The following is a 16673-nucleotide window of genomic DNA, read 5'->3' as shown; positions in this document are numbered from 1 at the left end:
AGATGGCAAGAGCAAAATTCCTCTGCGACGCCGAACGCTGCATTGAATGCAACGCCTGCGTCACCGCATGTAAAAACGAACACGAAGTCCCTTGGGGCATCAATCGCCGCAAGGTGGTCACGATCAACGACGGCAAACCGGGGGAAAGGTCAATCTCGGTTGCTTGTATGCATTGTTCGGACGCTCCTTGCATGGCCGTTTGCCCAGTCGATTGCTTTTACCAAAGCGAAGACGGGATCGTGCTGCACTCCAAAGACCTGTGCATCGGTTGTGGCTACTGCTTTTATGCATGCCCATTCGGTGCGCCGCAGTATCCGCAAGCGGGTAACTTTGGATCACGGGGCAAGATGGACAAATGTACCTTCTGTTCCGGCGGCCCCGAAGAAAACCACAGCACCGCAGAATTTGCCAAATACGGACGCAACCGGATCGCCGAAGGTAAACTGCCGATCTGCGCCGAGATGTGTTCAACAAAGGCGCTACTGGCGGGCGATGGTGACACGGTCTCCAGCATCTACCGTGAACGCGTTGTGGCGCGCGGGTTTGGATCGGGCGCATGGGGCTGGGGCACAGCCTATGATCAAAAGGGCGGTTAAGCCGTTCACATAGGGCGAGGGGGCTCATCTATGATCCGGGCATTTGTCGCAGGTCTTGTGATTTGTTTGTTGGCGTTTGGCGCGCAGGCACAGGATGTACCTGTGCCTGACAGAAGCGCGACGGGCGGGGCGCAGACGCTCGAAGATATCCTCGCACGGCAATCCGCTATGGAGGTCGATGAGAGCTTTCGTAGCGATAATTTAGGCGATCCAGATTCGGCCGCAGATATTACCCAACAGTTGGGGACATTAGGCGGCCAGTCTGATCCGGATCTGTGGCGTGCCCTGCGCTATGGTTCTGCTGATGTGACGACACAGGCACGAGGACCGGCATCAACCACGCTGGTCCAAGACGGCGGCATGTGGTGGCTGAACTTTCGACAAGGTCCGCTGTTAACCTACGGTGGTTATCTGCTGCTCGGGACGCTTGGCCTGCTCCTGTTGTTCTACCTGATCAGAGGTCGCATTCGGATTGACGGCGAAAAGACAGGGCGGACGATAACCCGTTTCAAAGCAATCGAACGGTTCGGGCACTGGCTCATGGGCGGGTCGTTTATCTTGCTCGCGCTCACTGGTCTGATTTCGCTGTTTGGGCGTAAGTTTGTCATTCCCACGTTTGGGCACGATAGCTTTGCGCTGATCGCCGTGGCGTCCAAATGGATTCACAACAACGTTTCATGGGCGTTCATGATCGGCCTGACGATGGTGTTCTTCATGTGGGTGCTTGAGAACATCCCCAACCGCCACGACCTAAAGTGGGTCGCTGTCGGTGGCGGTCTGTTCAAAAAAGGGGTGCATCCACCTGCAAAGAAATTCAATGCGGGTCAAAAGGTGATCTTCTGGTCGGTTATTCTACTTGGAGGATCAATCTCTATTTCTGGCCTGTCACTGCTGTTTCCGTTCGAACTGCCGATGTTTGCCAAGACATTCGCCCATATGAATGATTTCGGGGTGTCGCAGCTATTGGGTTTTGGAACGCTGCCGACTGACCTATCTCCCCAAGAAGAAATGCAATACGCCCAGCTTTGGCATGCGATTGTGGGTTTCGTGCTGATGGCGATTATCCTTGCACATATCTACATTGGTTCCGTCGGCATGGAAGGCGCGTTTGACGCGATGGGCACCGGCGAGGTCGAGGAACAATGGGCGCGCGAACACCACAGCCTGTGGGTAGATGAGGTAAAGGCCAAAGAGGCCCAAAGCCAAACCACACCAGCGGAATAGAGACGGGGCGATCAAATGAAAACGATGCTTTTTGCCTTTTGTGCGGTCGCTTTGATTTCCGTTATTTCCTATTTCGGGCTGCACGCCGTAGGTTTTGGCGCTGCAGATCGAACAGTCAGCGCGACCGTGCGATTATCTGATTAATTAGCCAAATCTCACCTAAAATTTGATCAAAATTGGGGACTAGCACCTATCGCCTAAATCGATATAGTTTTCTCGAAACGAGGGAGGATTTCGATGAAAACGATTAAGGGACCAGGACTGTTTTTAGCGCAGTTCGCGGGTGATGAAGCGCCATTTAATACTTGGGATGGGATCACGAAATGGGCTGCTGACTGCGGCTATAAGGGCGTGCAAGTTCCCAGTTGGGATGGACGTTTTATTGATTTGGCCAAGGCCGCGTCATCCAAAGATTATTGCGATGAATTCAAAGGTCAGGCCGCCGCGAACGGTGTCGAGGTGACAGAACTGTCAACACACCTGCAGGGTCAGTTGGTTGCAGTGAACCCGGCTTATGACACTGCCTTTGACGGATTTGCTGCGCCAGAGGTCCAAGGCGACCCAAAGGCGCGTCAGGCTTGGGCCGTTGATCAGGTCAAGATGGCTCTGACCGCATCAAAGCATATGGGCATTTCTGAGATGGCGACGTTTTCCGGCGCGCTGGCTTGGCCCTATATCTATCCATGGCCGCAACGCCCAGCTGGTTTGGTCGAAGCAGCTTTTGATGAACTCGCCGCGCGCTGGCGTCCAATCTTGGACCATGCCGACGAATGCGGTGTTGATGTCTGCTATGAAATACATCCGGGCGAAGACCTGCATGACGGCGTAACATTTGAGATGTTCCTAGAACGCCTAGATGGTCACGCGCGTTGCAACATGCTGTATGATCCGTCGCACTATGTGCTGCAGTGCTTGGACTATCTGGACAATATCGACATCTACAAAGACCGGATCAAAATGTTCCACGTCAAAGATGCAGAGTTCAACCCAACGGGCCGTCAGGGCGTTTACGGTGGCTATCAGTCTTGGGTCGATCGGGCGGGGCGGTTTCGCAGCCTAGGTGATGGTCAGGTCGATTTTGCAGCGATCTTTTCCAAGATGGCTGCAAATGATTTCAGCGGCTGGGCCGTCGTCGAATGGGAATGCTGTCTGAAACACCCAGAAGATGGTGCCCGTGAAGGTGCGCAATTCGTCAAAGATCATATCATCCGTGTGACAGAGCGTGCGTTCGATGACTTTGCCGGTGGCGATGTTGATGATGCCACTAACCGTAAGATGCTGGGGATATAACATGACACATAGGCCAATTAGACTTGGTATGGTTGGTGGCGGGAATGACGCCTTTATTGGTGGCGTACACCGGATTGCGGCGCGCATTGATGGCCGCTTTGATTTGGTGGCGGGTGCATTGTCATCCACGCCCGAAAAGGCGCAAGCCTCTGGTGCTGCACTGGGGCTGTCGCCTGATCGCACCTATGACGATTTCAAAGCGATGGCGATCCGCGAGGCGCGCCTGAAAGACGGGATCGAGGCGGTGGCCATTGTGACGCCCAATCACGTGCACTATGCCGCTGCCCGCGAATTCCTAAAGCGGGGAATTCACGTGATCTGTGACAAGCCGCTGACTGCGACGATGGCGGATGCCAAAAAGCTCGTGAAGGCGGCGAACGACAGTGATGCGCTGTTTGTCCTAACCCACAACTACACTGGTTATCCCATGATACGCCAAGCGCGTGAGATGGTGGCCAATGGCGATCTTGGTAATATTCGCCTTGTGCAGGTGGAATATGTGCAGGACTGGCTGACCCAACAGGACGACAGCAAACAGGCCGCGTGGCGCACAGACCCAGAACGGTCGGGGCTTGGTGGATCAACCGGTGATATTGGAACCCATGCGTTCAATCTCGCAAGCTTTGTGAGTGGGCTGACGCTTGAAAGCCTAAGTGCGGATTTGCAGTCCTTCGTTCCAGGGCGTGCATTGGATGACAACGCCCATGTGATGATGCGCTATGAAGGCGGTGCGCGTGGTACGCTGTGGTGTTCCCAAGTTGCCCCCGGTAACGAAAACGGTCTGCGCTTGCGTATCTATGGCGACAAGGGCGGGATTGACTGGCACCAGGAAAACCCAACACAGCTTTGGTATACGCCGTTTGGTGAACCCAAACGCCTGTTAACCCGTGGTGGCGCCGGGACTGACGATGCTGCGGCACGTGTGACCCGTATTCCTGCTGGACACCCCGAAGGGTATCTAGAAGGGTTTGCGACCATCTATAACGAAGCTGCCGAAGCCATAGAGGCCCACAGGGATGGTAAACAAGTCAGCGCAGACGTGCTTTATCCGACCATCGAAGACGGCCTGCTTGGTATGCAGTTCGTTGATGCTTGCGTCCGGTCGTCCAAACGCGATGCAGCTTGGGTGAAACTAGCGGGCTAGCTTACGTGCGATGTCTTCGGAAAGAACGAGCAGCGCCGCCGCCTGTGCGTTGGCGATGCTCGACAGCTCTTGATCCGCCATCGGCTGACTGATCGCAAAGCGATGCGCGCTGTTTGGAAAATCGATCCCATCGCCCCCAACAAAGAACTGGCCAGACAGGCGGAACACACCGTCTGAACCCGCCAGCATTTGGGTAACGCGAACATCAATCGCAACATCGGGCAGGCCAACAAACGGCCAAGGATCGGGGCCGACATCGGTGTTGAGGATGTCACCAACCGTGTCCGCGATCGTAAGCGTCACAGCGCGTTGCGGATCATCCGCCCATAGGACGCTTTCGTTACTGCTGATCAAACCACTTGGGCCTTCAACCGCCAACTCTTCGGCTGCGGCGTAGGTTGGCAAGGATACGGTACGGACCATGGCGCTGCGCACCAATGGACGTAGTTCCAACGCAGAAGGTGCCGCGGTTAGCGCAAGCCGATCGGCCGGTGCAGAACAGGCCGCCATTGCGGTAAGAGCTAGAAAGGTGATCTTTTTCAACATCGTTAACGTCCTGTTAGCAGTGAACTCGGGTTACGTTGGATCGTACGCGCCAGCGCTGTCAATGAATCCGCAGCAGATTGGATGTCGCGCATGGTCGCCATTGTTTCAGCGCTAAAGCGTGAGCGTTCGCCATAGCTTGCGATGACGGCTTGAGTTTCTGACACAAGGCTGTTTGCGCGTGCAGACAGGTTTGGCAGACCAGCGACCGCTTCTTCAATCGCTTGGGCCGCTTCGTTTGCAGAGGCCAGTGCAGCATTCACGTTTTCAATCGCACCACCTTCGCGGACCTCAGCCAAGAACAGGCGCATTTCTTCCAAAGAGCCGTTAAGCGCGCCGGGCAGATCCATCGTGTCGTCGCTTGCAATCAATGCGTCGATTGAATCAAGCGTGCTATTCGCCGAGGCGACCAATGCATCTAATTCAAGCGCGTTGGCCTTTGCTGTCAGCGCTTCGATCTGTGCCGAGATCTCTGGCAGGTTGCGCGTTGCTTCTTCGATGTTCGTTGCGGCTTGGGTCGCACTTGCGATTGCGCCGTCGATGTCACCAACAAGGTCAAGCTCGGTCGCGCGGCTAACAATCGCGTCAAGTTCTGCGATAACTTCGCGCAGGTCCTTTGGCACGCTTTGTAGATCGTCGTTTGCGATCAATGCACGGCTTTCATCTAACAACGCGACAAGAGATTCAGGCGCCAAACGCGTGTTTTCGTCGTTGGCTAACCGTTCGATGCTGTCCATCAGGTCAATGGCACCATCCATCAGGTCCTCGACGGGAAGCGCGTTGATACGCGCCAACACGCCTTCGGCAGTCGCGGCAACATCTGAAATCTGGGATTCAGTTGTTGGGATAACCGGGTAGGGACCTTCGGTGAGGGTCATGATCGCAGGAAGCGCGTTTTCGATTTCGACCAGCTGGATCATCAATGTGCCGGATAGAATGTTACCAGTGACCATGCGCGCACGCAGCCCGCGCGCAACGAAATCGGACAATAGTGAAATTGCATCCTCGGTGGTTGATCCATCGGGCAGGCCCAAACGCGCTGGTTCAATTTCTAGAACCGTCTGCAACCGAACTTGCGCAGTGTCACCTTCACCGACAACGATCGCGCTGATTTCGCTGACTTCACCGACGCGAATACCTTGGAAACGCACTTCGGATCCGATTGTCAGTCCACTAACCGACTCTTCAAATAGAACGGCTACCTTAAGCACTTCGGCGTCAGGATCGGTGAACAGGCTATCACGTGCTGTCTGTTCGTCATCAAAGATCGAGAACATGTGACCGTCTTCAACGGGCGCGCCGCCTGATACAACCGTATCAAATGCCACGCCACCTTCGATAAGCGACGCAAGAGAGCTTACATCAAGCGACACGCCACCAGTGCCGAACGACACTGAAAACCCTGATGTATCCCAGAACCGTGTGCTGGTTGTGAGGCGCCGATCATAGGGGCTTTGGATAAAGGCCGTGACAATGACTTCTGTGCCGTCATGGTTCAGTTCGGGTGTTTCAAGATAACCGACTTCGATGCCTTTGTGCAGCACCGGCGCGCCAGCAGAGACAGAGCTGCCATCAATCGCGCGCAAAGTGACGCGCGTCCCTCGCTGACCTGCCAGTGTGAGAACGGCATTTTCCAGACCGACGAATTCTTCTTGGGCAACGTCTGCTTCTGTGTCCCAGTTGCCTTCGATGTATACGCCAGACAGCACAGTCTCGAGCCCGGTGATCCCGCGCACCGATACGTCAGGACGCACAACCCAGAATTCTGCATCGTCATCCAGATAGGGGGCGATATTTTTGTCGACCCGGGCGTGAACCAATACGTCGCCAAGGCCCGGTGCGAATTCGACTTTTTCGACTTCGCCGACGGTAACATCGCGATATTTGATCCGCGTTTCACCAGCGGTGACACCGGCCGCGTTTTCAAAGCTGATCGTGATCAGCGTGCCGCGATCATTATAGTTTTGCCACGCCGCAAATAATGACACACTGAGGGCCAAGATCGGCACAATCCACACCAAGGAAAGCCGTCGCCAGATGCGCTGTTTCACTGGGCGCACATCAAGTGGCGCTGGTCCTGTCGAATTTGGTTCACTCATTCTGTGTCCTGTCGGCATCCCATATTAACCGAGAGTCAAAGCTCTGTGCGGCTAGCATCGTAAAAATAACTGATAAAGCAAAGCTGACGGCAGCAATGCCAGGGTTAATCGTTGCGATTGTATCGAGTTGCACGAGTGCCGATAGGATTGCAACGACAAAGACATCAATCATTGACCATCTACCAATGAATTCGACCATTTCATATGCATGGTGGCGGCCGTGTTGGTTACTGCTTGATTGCTGTTGCACACTTAGGGCCAAGTAGATTACCGCGATGAATTTTCCGACAGGGATCACTACGGATGCCACGAATACGATGATCGCAATGCCCACAGATCCATGGTGGATCAGATCAACAACCCCGCCGATGATCGTGCTTTCGCTGTGTTCGACCAATGTGTTGGTCAGGAGCATTGGGTAAAGGTTCGCTGGAATATAGGCGATGACGCCTGCAACCAGCCACGCCCAGACCTTTTGCAGACTTTCGGTGTCACGGCTTTGCAGTGGCCCGTCACATCGCTTGCAGTAACGCACACCTTGGGCGTGCACTTGCCCGCAACGCTGGCAGGCCACCAATCCAGCCTCGCGGGCGGATATTAGGCCGTTGGATGTTCCAGAGCTTCCCAAATCGAATACCTACAAATCATTTGATCTTTTAGGACCGTGATAATCACAACCCCAGCAAATGCCCAGAATGCCGGGCCAACAGTAACCGCTGCTAGGCCAGCAACCTTAATCAGCGCGACTGTGACACCAACAATAAAGATTTCAGCCATGCTCCATGGCCGCAAGCGTTCCGCAAGGCCAAACGCGCGTTTCGCGCCCGCACGTGGCGGCTGTTCCCGTACTAAAGGACCAAGGGCATAGATCAGCGCGCCAAGCCGAATGAGCGGAATAACCACAATAAAGAACGCGACAGCGACGGCTAGCGGGATCGCATAGCCTTCGTTAAACGCGAGCACGGCATCTACAACTGAAGTTGCGTTGTGTAACCCCTTGGCATCAAGTGTTAAAAAAGGAAAGCTCACCGCAGCGATCATCATAACAAACGCTGTCAGCGCAAGGCTGATAATGCGTGCCATCGCCGCGGGCTGTGACGTCATCATGATCGTTCCGCAGCGCTGGCAGTATGCGCGGGTATGATCAGGCAAATCTTGCGCTACATGCAGCGTGTCACACTGATGGCATGCAACAAGATCGTCCAAAGGTGGCAGTTGGTGCGACAAAGCGGGCGACGTCCTATTTATATCAGGGGCTTGCCCCTTGTGGGTGGCGAAGTTATCGCATGTCTTACAGATAGGGTAGGCCCCACACTACGACAACGCAACAAAGTGAGAAATTTAAAAATGGCTCAGACTGTATTTGCGGCGGCAGCGACGCCGATCATTCCAATTGTCGGTAATGATGGCTTTCCTGTGCATCGTATTTTCTGTGTCGGCCGCAATTATGCGGCCCATGCTGCTGAGATGGGCCATTCAGTAGACCGCGAGGCACCGTTCTACTTCAATAAATCTGCTCATTCGTTGCTGCTGTCTGGCAACGACATGCCGTACCCGCCGCGCACGCATGATTTGCATCATGAAATGGAGCTCGTTGTCGCGATTGGCGCGCAGGCAAAGAATGTCACGGCTGACAAAGCGATGGATGTGGTGTTCGGCTATGCCTGTGGGCTGGATATGACGCGCCGCGACTTGCAGGCCGCAGCCAAAGACAAACGCCGCCCGTGGGACACTGGCAAGGATTTCGAGAACGCTGCGATTATTGCGCCGATCACAGTCGCGGCCGACGTTGGTCCATTAAAAGATCAAGCCATCCAGTTAACGGTAAACGGTGAAACACGCCAAGAGGCAACGCTGGCCGACATGGTCTGGTCAGTGCCAGAAATCATCGCGGACCTTTCGACCCTTTATACCTTGCAGCCTGGTGATTTGGTCATGACCGGCACGCCGGCAGGTGTTGGTGCAGTGACCCCGGGCGATGTTTTGCGCGGCACAATTGGTGACCTTACACCAGTCGAGACAACAATAACCTAGGCCGCTAGGGTGCAGATATTGCTACACTTTATTATTCAAAAAACTGCGCGCTTAATGGCGCTTCTTGGCGGGCTTGTCTTATGTGTGGTCATCGTTGCCGTCTGTATCAGCGTCGCTGGCCGCGAAGCTGCTGACCTCGCCAACACCGGATATCTAGGTGCTTTGGGGGCTTGGCTACTGGACATCGGGCTTGGCCCAATCTTGGGTGATTTTGAATTGGTAGAGGCAGGCACTGCCTTTGCGATCTTTGCATTTTTGCCGATCACGCAACTATCTGGCGCCCATGCGCGTGTTGATATCTTTACGGGCGGTTTTAGCGCGAAGACCCAGCATCGGATTGATGCATTCTGGAGCATCGTGATGGCAGTGATCGTCTTGCTGATTACGTGGCGGTTGTTTGAAGCGCTTCAAGATAAACACAGATATGGCGACACGACTTATCTGATCCAATTCCCCGTATGGTGGGCCTATGCGGCCTGTTTTGGGGCGGCATTGGTTGCCAGCGCGATCAGCCTGTATTCCGCTGCAATGCAGATCATGGGGAAAGAATACGATGCTCAGTGATCTTGCCCTTGGGTATTTGTCGTTCCCAGTTTTGCTTTTGCTTATCTTTGCGCGTGCGCCGATTGGCTTGGCGATGCTGATCTGCGGGATCGGTGGGCTATATTTTGTGACAGACGGCACGACGGTGTTCATGGCGCGCCTCAAGTCAGAGGTCTATTCCACGTTTTCAAACTATAACCTGTCGATCATTCCGATGTTTTTATTGATGGGGCAGTTCGCCACGCTTTCTGGCATGTCGCAGGCGCTGTTTCGCGCAGCCCAAAGCTGGCTGGGCCACCGCAAGGGCGGTATGGCGATGGCCGCTGTTGGGGCCTGTGCTGGCTTTGGCGCGATTTGCGGGTCGTCGTTGGCCACGGCCGCCACCATGAGCAGGGTCGCCCTGCCAGAGCTACGCAAGTACGGTTATTCCGGTGGATTTTCGACGGCGACGCTCGCGGCGGGCGGAACATTGGGCATACTGATCCCACCGTCCGTGATCCTTGTGATCTATGCGATGCTGACAGATCAAAACATCGCAAAGCTTTTTGCCGCAGCGATAATTCCCGGTATCTTGGCCGCTGTTGGCTACATGCTGACCATTGCGATTTATGTTCGCCTTCACCCGGATGAGGCCGGAACACACCCAAGCATGCCATTTGGCGAACGGTTCAAGGCATTGATGGCGGTTTGGCCTGTGCTGCTGGTTTTCGGTTTAGTTGTAGGGGGCATTTATCAAGGTTGGTTCACTCCAACAGAAGGGGCCGCAGTTGGTGCCGCTGGAACGGGGCTGATCGCCTTACTTTCGGGTCGCCTGAACTGGAAGGTTCTGCGCGATAGTATTCTTGAGACGGCGACAGGCACGGGGATGATCTTTTTCATTGTCTTAGGTGCTGCGTTTTATAACGGGTTTCTTGCGCTGACCCATGTGCCACAAGAATTGTCTGGTTGGGTAACAAGCCAAGGCTTTAGCCCATGGGTCGTGATGATCCTGATCTTGGTGTTTTATCTTATCTTGGGCTGTCTAATGGACAGCCTTTCAATGATCCTGTTGACGGTGCCGATCCTATGGCCAGTAATCAGTTCACTCGACTTCGGCATGACTACCGAAGAACTGGCAATCTGGTTTGGCATCATCGTTTTGATCGTCGTCGAGGTTGGGTTAATCACGCCACCCGTGGGGATGAACCTATTTATTATCAACAGTATGGACAAAGAAACGCCCATCACGGCGACCTATCGCGCCGTGATGTTCTTTGTCGCGTCTGACATCGCGCGGGTCGCAATACTGTTGCTTTTCCCCGCGATAACGCTGGTCTGGATTAGGTGATCACGTCGGGTGTGTCGCGTCCGGTGCGTGTCTTGATTTCGGCCAGTTCTTCGGCGGCGGCGATGACATCCGCAAGTGCTTCCTCAGGCGTCAGGTGCAGCTGGTTCGGCGATGTCTCGACCCGTTCAAGATAGACACGGATTGTTGCACCTTGGGTACCTGTGCCAGACAGGCGAAAGACAACGCGCGAACCACCCGAAAACATTACGCGAATGCCCTGACCGCTGGTGTAGCTATCGTCAACCGGATCACGATATGCGAATTCGTCTGCCTCGGTCACCGTAAGCCCCGCGACGTGATGGCCCGGCAGGCTGCCAAGTTGGCTGCGCAAGTGATCCATCAGACCGTTGGCTGCGTCGCTTTCGACGGCCTCGTAATCGTGGCGGGAATAATAGTTGCGCCCGTAGGTCGTCCAGTGATTATCCATCAAAACAGCGACAGAGTGCCCGCTGGCCGCAATAATGTTCAGCCACATCAGCACTGCCCAAAGCCCGTCCTTTTCACGAATATGGTCAGAGCCGGTACCAGCGCTTTCTTCGCCGCATAGGTTTGCTTTGCCTGCGTCCAGCAACGTGCCAAAGAATTTCCACCCGGTTGGCGTTTCAAAACATGGGATGCCCTTGGCCTTGGCAACCCGGTCAACGGCACCAGAGGTCGGCATAGACCGCGCGACGCCGGAAAGCCCCGCTTTATATCCGGGCGCAAGATGCGCATGCGCCGCAATCAGCGCAAGACTGTCGGAAGGGGTGACATAGGCTCCGCGACCCACAATCATGTTGCGGTCGCCGTCGCCATCGCTGGCCGCGCCAAAGTCGGGTGCGTCGTGCCCAGTCATAATGTCCATCAATTGATGGGCCCAAATTGGGTTTGGGTCGGGGTGGCCACCGCCAAAGTCGGGCGAGGGAACACCATTCAGCACGGTCCCCTTAGGCGCACCAAGTGTCCCTTCAAGGATCGCGGTCGCATAGGGGCCGGTCACCGCATGCATCGCGTCAAATGCCATACGAAATCCACCTGCAAACAGCGCACGGATTGCTTCAAAATCAAATAGTTCGCTCATCATTGCGGCGTAGTCTGACACGGAATCAATGACGGACACTTTCATGTCACCAAGTGTGGTCTCGCCAATTTTGGCAAGGTCGACATCATGGGCGTCAAGGATACGATATTCTGTCAGGGTCGTTGTCTGTTCAAAAATCGCTTGGGTCACGGCCTCGGTGGCTGGGCCGCCGTTGGCCATGTTGAACTTTAGCCCAAAATCCGCGTCGATGCCGCCGGGGTTATGGCTTGCCGATAGGATAAACCCGCCGTCGGTTTTCATCTTGCGGATCAGATGCGATGCCGCCGGGGTCGAAAGGATGCCGTTCTGCCCAACGATGACATGTGTTGCGCCGTTTGCTGCAGCCATCCGTAAAATGACTTGAATAGCGCGGTCATTGAAATAGCGACCGTCGCCGCCAACAACAAAGGTCTTCCCAGTTGCGCCGCCAATGCCGTTCAGGATGGCTTGCACGTAGTTTTCAAGGAAATGCGGGCCCATGAATGTACGGGTCTGTTTGCGCAAGCCAGATGTGCCAGCTTTTTGTCCTTCGATGGGCTGGGTAGAAACGGTCTGTAATGTCATGATCAAGCCTATTTGGTTTAGTCGGACTGAGGTTGTCCATCAAAGGTGAAGTCGCACGTTAATGCGTGATCAGCCACGCGTTGAGCATTGGGGATATCGTTGCCTTCGGCACGACGGGTTGCAACAGCACGCGAATAACTGAGGCTCAGCCAGCGATGGATCAATCGCGCGCGCAATTCAGGCATCGGGACTTCAAGGCGCGCGGTGACATCCCAAAGCGAGGCTAGCTCTGTCCATGGGGCCTCGTCAAACATGAGGTAATTACCCTCGACGATCACAAACTGCGTGTCAGCGGGAACAAGCACAGCTCCCGCGATTGATATATCACGCGTACGGTCAAATTTCGGCGCATAAACATCGTCGCCAGCCTTAAGGGCACGGATAAGTCGGATAAACCCGCTTGCATCAAATGTCTCAGGTGCGCCTTTGCGCTGGACCAAGCCTTTTTCTTCAAGAATAGCGTTATCAAGGTGAAAGCCATCCATAGGCACAACCACGGATTTTCGCCGTTGCGCGTTCAACCTGCGTGCCAATTCCTCGGCCAGGGTGGTTTTGCCGCTTGCCGGGGCGCCCGTGATTGCAACGATCTGCCGAGGGGCATCCTGCAGCAAAAGATGCTCGGCCAACGTATTGATATGAAGTGTAAGGTTATCCAATGATCTTTAGCCTGTGTTCGGGCTTTGCCCTGTTTTGAATTCAGCCTATCGTGAGATGGGCTGACTGGCGACTGCTTTTTCGCTTGTGTGCTAATGGTCGCCGATTGGCGCATCCGAAACGCCGTGATAAAGGGCGCGATGGTCAGTTTTGCGGCCAAGGTTGAGGAAAGAATGACGGTGACGACAGGTTCAAATGTGATTTCTGTGCTCAAGCACGTCTGGCGTGTTCTCTACTCTGTTTGGCAGACTGCGGGCGAAAAGCACCTTGGACTGATTGCAGCGGGTGTCGCATTCTTTGGGATATTCGGGATTTTCCCAGGAATCGCTGCCGTGATTGCTATCTTTGGCCTGCTAGCTGATCCGGTCGTGATTTCTGAATTAATGGTCATGATGGACGAGATCATTCCACCTGATGCCTATCGACTACTTTCCTCACAGGTCAATCGGCTGGTTCTCGCCCCTCCGGAAAAGCTGGGTTGGGCGACCGCCGTTTCTATCGGTCTGGCATTGTGGTCTTGCCGTGCTGGTGTTGGTGCGTTGATCGGTGGTTTGAACGCCATTGCCGGACAGCGTCAGCGGAACGGCGTACTGCAAGTGTTGATCGCCTTTGCCCTTACAATTGCGTTGGTGTCGCTCGCTATTGTGGCACTAACTGTGGTCGTTATCTTACCGATCATTCTAGCGTTTTTGCCAATCGCCGGATCAACGGTTTGGATTGTTGAAGGCGTGCGCTGGTTGATTGCGCTTGGCGTTCTTATGCTGGGCCTGAGCCTGCTTTATCGCTTTGGCCCTGCTCGTATTGGACCGCGTGGCCGTTGGATGACGGTAGGCGCATTTGCTGTGGTCATTCTGTGGGTCGGGGCGTCGTTTGGGCTTTCGTACTATCTGACCAATTTCGCGAGCTATAACGAAGTCTATGGATCAATCGGTGCGGTGATCGGTTTATTGTTGTGGCTGTATGTGACAGCCTATCTGATCTTGCTTGGTGCCGCGCTAAACGTCGAGGTCCACGGCTATGACGTGCCACCGTCTAAGGGCGACACGTCATTCTTAGACGAAAACTAGGTGACGGCGGACCGCGTCTGGTAGGCCGGATCACGCCAGAGTTCGTTTTGCATGACGTCCGCGATGATGCTGATTGCCTGATCAACATCATCCGCGTCGATGAATAGTGGCGTAAATCCAAACCGCATGATGTTTGGCGCACGAAAATCGCCGACAACGCCACGGGCAATACAGGCCTGCATCGCCGCATAGCCCTGATCAAACGCGAACGACACCTGACTGCCGCGCTGTTCGGGGTCACGCGGGCTTGCAAGGGTTAGCATAGGGCAGGTGGCCTCGACGCCTTTGATGAAGCGTTCGCTGAGTTCGATCGAAGCGGCACGCAGTTCGCCCATGTCGACGGTGTCCCAGATATCCAACGCAGCACTCAACGCGGCCATTTGAATGACCGGGGGCGTACCAACACGCATGCGTTCGATTCCAGTGCCGGGGCGATAATCGAGGTCAAAGGCAAAAGGGGCTTCGTGTCCCAACCATCCCGACAGCGCGGGCTGACAGTTTTCGACATGCTGAGGTGCCACGTAGATGAACGCCGGTGCCCCCGGTCCGCCGTTGAGGTATTTGTAAGTACATCCAACCGCAAAGTCGGCGTTGCATCCCTTAACATCGACAGGCAATGCGCCCGCTGAATGGGCCAAATCCCAAACGGTGACAGCCCCGACCGAGTGCGCCTTTGCAGTCAGATTGGCCATATCGTGCATCCGCCCGCTGCGGTAGTCGACTTGGGTTAGCATCAATACCGCGACTTCGTCGTTGATCGCGTTCTCAATGTCCTCGGGGGCAATGACCCGAAGCTCATGCCCGCGACCAAGTGCCTTTATCAACCCGTCAGCCATGTAGATATCAGACGGAAAGTTGCCGCTGTCAGTCAGAATGACTTTGCGTTCCGGGACCAAATCAACCGCCGCAGCGAGCGCTTGGTAAAGCTTGATAGACAACGTATCGCCGAGCACCACATGCCCTGTTGGCGCGCCAATCAACCGACCGATACGATCACCTAACTTGGTCGGTTGCGCCATCCAGCCGGCCTTGTTCCAGCCGGTGATTAGCATTTCTCCCCATTCGTCGCTCATTGTCTGGGCAACCCGTGATTTGGCAGCCTTGGGGAGGGGGCCAAGCGAATTGCCGTCGAGATAGATCATACCTTCTGGCAGGTCGAACTGTGCCTTCGTGATGCTAAAATCTGTCATAGGCCGACCAACATCGCGAATAGCGCAAGTGCCGCAAGGATAGATTGGAAGTATAGTGCAGAATTAATGCCGCTTAGGTAGCCAACAACCCCTGCAACAAGCACACAAGTTACGATGAATGCGACCAGTTGGGTATTTCCCAACAGCAGGCCAACAATGACGCCCGCTGCGAGAAACCCGTTATACAAACCTTGGTTCAGCGCGAGCGATTTTGTCTGGGTCGCGAATTCTTCGGTCGTGCCAAAGACGCGCCGACCGCGCGGTTTGTCCCACAGCAGCATTTCTAGAACAGTGATGTAAACATGGATCGCAGCAACGATCAGCGCAAGAATTGTTGAAAGCATTTGCTTTTCCTCATTAAGGGCAGGTTTGACCGCCCGCGATTTCAATCGTTTGGCCATTCACGCTGCGTGCTCCATCGCTGCAAAGCCACAGCGCGGCTGATGCGATTTCATCGACACCCAGCAGTTTGTTGTGACGGTTGCCTGCGGCCATTCGTGCGGTTGCATCATCTTCGGTCATACCAAAACGGGTTTGCATGCCTGTGATCTGATTACGCACGATATCGGTGTCCACATAGCCGGGGCAGAGCGCATTGAACGTGATGGGGCGGCCCATGTATTCCTCAGAAAGCCCATGGATCAGGCCAATGACCCCATGCTTGCTCGTGGTGTAGGGAACCGCGTTTTTCAATCCGCGCACCCCAGCGATTGAGCTGACAGCAATCATCCGGCCCGGCGTGTCGTCGGTCAATGTTTCAAGAGCCGCCTGTAGGGTCAGAAACACACCGTCCAGATTTGTGGTCATCATCTTGCGCCAATCTGACAGGCTGGTTTTCGCGAATGACCCGGCAGTGGCGATGCCCGCATTTGCAACGCAAATTTGGATCGGGCCACGTTCTTTGGCTGCCTGCGCGATACCATCACGAACCGATGCCTCGTTCGATACATCCATTTCAAGCGTGTGTAGGCGTGGATGTGCCTGTGCCAGTTCCGCCAGCTTTTCGACGCGGCGGCCCGTAATTGTCACATCTGCGCCAGCATTGGCCAGTGCCACCGCAATTGCTGCGCCGATGCCCGTGCCGCCCCCGGTCACAAGTGCATGTTTCCCTTGGTGTTCCATCGCAAATCCCCCTTTTGAAATGCATGGTATCTTGCGCTGAACAATGGACAAGCCCAATCGCCCAAGTCAGTGTGATAAGGGCGGAATGGGGCAATCTGTTTTGTGTTGATTGTCGTTGTGTCGTTACGTTTAGTTAGAAGACTGTTTGTAGTCCTGTTTTCGAGATGTTTTATTGTCCTGATGAGGGGTGAATCATACCAAAAGTTTCGCGCAAAT

At 54.7% G+C, this 16673-nt stretch carries 18 protein-coding genes; 9 read left to right on the top strand and 9 right to left on the bottom strand.

The window, feature by feature from the left end; translation table 11 throughout:
* The first annotated feature begins 2 nt into the window (after positions 1–2).
* From fdh3B to ACHUEV_RS01920, 5 genes are all read left to right on the top strand, one after another.
* Positions 3–596, top strand: coding sequence for a formate dehydrogenase FDH3 subunit beta (gene fdh3B / locus ACHUEV_RS01940; protein ID WP_106353556.1), 594 nt, complete (start codon positions 3–5; stop codon positions 594–596).
* Positions 597–626: 30 nt separating this feature from the next.
* Positions 627–1820, top strand: coding sequence for a formate dehydrogenase subunit gamma (locus tag ACHUEV_RS01935; protein WP_394177383.1), 1194 nt, complete (start codon positions 627–629; stop codon positions 1818–1820).
* 15 nt (positions 1821–1835) lie between these two features.
* Positions 1836–1964, top strand: coding sequence for a hypothetical protein (locus ACHUEV_RS01930; protein ID WP_394177382.1), 129 nt, complete (start codon positions 1836–1838; stop codon positions 1962–1964).
* 93 nt (positions 1965–2057) lie between these two features.
* Positions 2058–3110, top strand: a complete 1053-nt coding sequence (locus tag ACHUEV_RS01925; protein WP_394177381.1) for a sugar phosphate isomerase/epimerase family protein — start codon at positions 2058–2060, stop codon at positions 3108–3110.
* Position 3111: 1 nt separating this feature from the next.
* On the top strand, positions 3112–4254 hold the full coding sequence (locus ACHUEV_RS01920) for a Gfo/Idh/MocA family protein (RefSeq protein WP_394177380.1): 1143 nt from the start codon (positions 3112–3114) through the stop codon (positions 4252–4254).
* Here the strand turns inward: ACHUEV_RS01920 and ACHUEV_RS01915 are convergent.
* Genes ACHUEV_RS01915 through ACHUEV_RS01900 form a run of 4 tightly spaced genes read right to left on the bottom strand, consistent with a single transcriptional unit; the run spans position 4243 to position 8003 of the window.
* The gene (locus ACHUEV_RS01915) at positions 4243–4800 is read right to left on the bottom strand and encodes a PqiC family protein (protein WP_394177379.1); all 558 of its coding nucleotides are present in this window, start codon (positions 4798–4800) and stop codon (positions 4243–4245) included. The genes ACHUEV_RS01920 and ACHUEV_RS01915 overlap by 12 nt on opposite strands.
* Positions 4801–4802: 2 nt before the next feature.
* Positions 4803–6896, bottom strand: a complete 2094-nt coding sequence (locus ACHUEV_RS01910) for a PqiB family protein (protein ID WP_394177378.1) — start codon at positions 6894–6896, stop codon at positions 4803–4805.
* A complete protein-coding gene (locus tag ACHUEV_RS01905) occupies positions 6889–7524 on the bottom strand; it encodes a paraquat-inducible protein A (RefSeq protein ID WP_394177377.1) in 636 nt (211 codons plus the stop codon). The genes ACHUEV_RS01910 and ACHUEV_RS01905 overlap by 8 nt, the downstream gene beginning before the upstream one ends.
* Positions 7494–8003, bottom strand: coding sequence for a paraquat-inducible protein A (locus tag ACHUEV_RS01900; RefSeq protein WP_394177376.1), 510 nt, complete (start codon positions 8001–8003; stop codon positions 7494–7496). Before ACHUEV_RS01900 ends, ACHUEV_RS01905 begins: the two co-directional genes overlap by 31 nt.
* Before the next feature lie 240 nt (positions 8004–8243).
* Between ACHUEV_RS01900 and ACHUEV_RS01895 the strand changes: the two genes are divergently transcribed.
* From ACHUEV_RS01895 to ACHUEV_RS01885, 3 genes are read left to right on the top strand one after another with little or no spacing between them, the layout of a single operon-like run.
* Positions 8244–8930 (top strand): fumarylacetoacetate hydrolase family protein, encoded by a 687-nt coding sequence (locus ACHUEV_RS01895; RefSeq protein ID WP_106353569.1) that lies wholly within the window; start codon positions 8244–8246, stop codon positions 8928–8930.
* Between the two features lie 9 nt (positions 8931–8939).
* Entirely contained in the window at positions 8940–9494 is a 555-nt protein-coding gene (locus ACHUEV_RS01890) for a TRAP transporter small permease (RefSeq protein ID WP_394177375.1), read from the top strand.
* A complete protein-coding gene (locus ACHUEV_RS01885; RefSeq protein ID WP_394177374.1) occupies positions 9484–10800 on the top strand; it encodes a TRAP transporter large permease in 1317 nt (438 codons plus the stop codon). Before ACHUEV_RS01890 ends, ACHUEV_RS01885 begins: the two co-directional genes overlap by 11 nt.
* Here ACHUEV_RS01885 and ACHUEV_RS01880 read toward each other — a convergent pair.
* Both ACHUEV_RS01880 and ACHUEV_RS01875 read right to left on the bottom strand, forming a co-directional pair.
* Positions 10793–12424, bottom strand: a complete 1632-nt coding sequence (locus ACHUEV_RS01880) for an alpha-D-glucose phosphate-specific phosphoglucomutase (protein ID WP_394177373.1) — start codon at positions 12422–12424, stop codon at positions 10793–10795. The genes ACHUEV_RS01885 and ACHUEV_RS01880 overlap by 8 nt on opposite strands.
* A 17-nt stretch (positions 12425–12441) precedes the next feature.
* Positions 12442–13080, bottom strand: a complete 639-nt coding sequence (locus tag ACHUEV_RS01875) for a nucleoside/nucleotide kinase family protein (protein ID WP_394177372.1) — start codon at positions 13078–13080, stop codon at positions 12442–12444.
* A 171-nt stretch (positions 13081–13251) separates the two neighbouring features.
* Here ACHUEV_RS01875 and ACHUEV_RS01870 point away from each other — a divergent pair, with 171 nt between their 5' ends.
* Positions 13252–14145, top strand: a complete 894-nt coding sequence (locus tag ACHUEV_RS01870) for a YihY/virulence factor BrkB family protein (RefSeq protein WP_394177371.1) — start codon at positions 13252–13254, stop codon at positions 14143–14145.
* Here ACHUEV_RS01870 and kynU read toward each other — a convergent pair.
* The 3 genes from kynU to ACHUEV_RS01855 are packed head-to-tail and all read right to left on the bottom strand — an operon-like array spanning position 14142 to position 16457.
* Positions 14142–15335, bottom strand: coding sequence for a kynureninase (gene kynU, locus ACHUEV_RS01865; RefSeq protein WP_394177370.1), 1194 nt, complete (start codon positions 15333–15335; stop codon positions 14142–14144). The two genes, ACHUEV_RS01870 and kynU, sit on opposite strands and share 4 nt — an antisense overlap.
* The gene (locus ACHUEV_RS01860) at positions 15332–15679 is read right to left on the bottom strand and encodes a DUF1304 domain-containing protein (protein WP_394177369.1); all 348 of its coding nucleotides are present in this window, start codon (positions 15677–15679) and stop codon (positions 15332–15334) included. Before ACHUEV_RS01860 ends, kynU begins: the two co-directional genes overlap by 4 nt.
* Positions 15680–15692: 13 nt before the next feature.
* Positions 15693–16457 (bottom strand): SDR family NAD(P)-dependent oxidoreductase, encoded by a 765-nt coding sequence (locus tag ACHUEV_RS01855; protein ID WP_394177368.1) that lies wholly within the window; start codon positions 16455–16457, stop codon positions 15693–15695.
* Positions 16458–16673: the final 216 nt, after the last annotated feature.

Origin of the sequence: Yoonia maritima (assembly GCF_043641945.1) — a bacterium.
Classification (GTDB): Bacteria; Pseudomonadota; Alphaproteobacteria; order Rhodobacterales; family Rhodobacteraceae; genus Yoonia; species Yoonia maritima_B.
Note: the sequence above shows the minus strand (reverse complement) of the source record. Positions and strands in the feature narration are given on the sequence as shown.